Origin of the sequence: Phytobacter sp. V91 (assembly GCF_965644225.1) — a bacterium.
Lineage (GTDB): Bacteria > Pseudomonadota > Gammaproteobacteria > Enterobacterales > Enterobacteriaceae > CBFFRJ01.
The window spans coordinates 1-1,689 of sequence record NZ_CBFFRJ010000262.1 but is presented as its reverse complement, the minus strand read 5'-3'; the positions used below and the strand labels follow the sequence as shown (position 1 = coordinate 1,689).

Below are 1,689 nucleotides of genomic sequence, written 5' to 3'. Positions count from 1 at the left end.
GGGTCTTCCCCGATTATGGTGGGAAGACTCAGAACGCCATATTCAGCTTCCCGTAGTGGAACATCACTCCCAGTTTGAAGCGCTCCCTGTTCCTGTATCCTCTGGCTTTTATTCTCAGCAGCCTGATCTTGCTGTTCAGTGCCTCCGCATTACCGTTTGAGACGTTATGTCGCATTGCATTCAGGATCCCGTAGAGCCTTTTCCCTATTGTTTTCGCCGCATTTTTCATCATTGGCACATCACTGTTGGCCGCCAGCGCCAGCCATCGTTGCCAGTCATTCCGCCGTTCCTCGCTCCATGGCCTGTTCCAGATATCCTTCGCCAGCTCTTTCAGCGCCCAACACTGGCTGGTCAGTTTCATCTGTGCCCGCAGCCATATCAGCTTTTCCAGCCGGGATTCGGTCATCCATTTTTCGCTGTACTGCCACAGGAAGCGTGTCCCCTTTGCCTGTCGGCGGCTTTCTACCGGAAGGTGCGGATGTTCATTCTGCCGGGTTTTATCCACCACCTCGCCCAGTTGCTTCGCCACGTGGAAGCGGTCGAAGGCGATTTTCTCAACTGCGCTGGGCAGATGGATGCGTGCAGCCCTTATATAGCCCGCGTTCATGTCCATTGAGAGTGTTTTGATAGCCAGCAGTTGCCCGTCAGTCAGCGTTCTGAGGTAACCGGCGAGACTTTCTGTTCCGCGCTCATCCGTTAAGGCCAGCGCCCGCCCGTCGCGATCGGAGATCACCGTTATATACTGGTGTCCTTTTTTAAAGGCGACCTCGTCCACATTCATATGCCTGCCTGCTAACGGCTTTTTTATCCGTGCAAGACCGCGCTTAACCGCGCGAGTCATAATGCCGTCAACAGCATTCCAGCTGAGTTTTAGTTGCTTTCTGACAGCATCAATGGTGCTGATTTTTAGCCATGAGAGCACGAACGATTCGAACAGCAGCGTATACCGGCTTCCGGGCCCCGCCCACGGAACAGGCAGAGTCTGACAGCCATGCTCCGGGCACTTAATACGGGGAACATCAGCTTCAACTATTGTCGCGAACTGGCAGGTATCAAGGTGTCGCCATTGACGATGCCGGTGATCGTGAACAGGACAGGATTTACCGCAGGCAGGACAGGTTAACAGAGTGTTTTCAGCGATCCCGACAGTGACAGTAACGGAACCTGCATTTTCATCGAGGGACAAGGATTCAACCTGCCACGGCCCCGATAAATTCAGAATGTGGGCATAGAGGGATTTTTCGTCCATAAACGCGTACCGGATTAAAATTAGACATCCAGAATACTTACACATTCTTCCGGCACCCAGCCAGATTCTCCTGAGTGCTTGAGTGCCCAGTACCAGCCATTAAGAGACTTTATGACAGTAATTCTCTCGCTGGACCTGACTGATAATTCATGCGCCGTATAGTCTTCAAGGCAGATGACTTCGTTGGTGCTAATGGGAGTAAATATTTGTTGTGGAGCCCATCCGGCTTTACCGGAAGGAAGCGTTACCCATACCCATCCGCGATACTCAAGATCACAATGGCTGATAACGACAGTACTGGCTTTCTTTATAGATATGGGGTCAGGAAAAGCAGAAGTGTATTCCCTGATGACAACAGCAGCATTATTCAAGTGGTTTTCCTCCTGTTGTTGGGTCAACAGCGAAAAGCCTACAACAGCCACCACAACAGGGGAAGACCC

The 1,689-nt window shown here is 51.7% G+C and carries 2 protein-coding genes; both read right to left on the bottom strand.

Annotation, left to right across the window (positions count from 1 at the left end):
• Window positions 1–28 precede the first annotated feature (28 nt).
• Entirely contained in the window at window positions 29–1,249 is a 1,221-nt protein-coding gene (locus ACSZO4_RS25475) for an ISL3 family transposase (protein WP_437891869.1), read from the bottom strand.
• A 20-nt stretch (window positions 1,250–1,269) separates the two neighbouring features.
• The coding region (locus ACSZO4_RS25470; RefSeq protein ID WP_437891868.1) for an SH3 domain-containing protein at window positions 1,270–1,689 on the bottom strand (420 nt) is incomplete at its 5' end.

Excerpts from the sequence above, each read along its gene's own strand:
- ACSZO4_RS25475 (WP_437891869.1), bottom strand. The coding sequence starts at position 1,249 with ATGGACGAAAAATCCCTCTATGCCCACATTCTGAATTTATCGGGGCCG.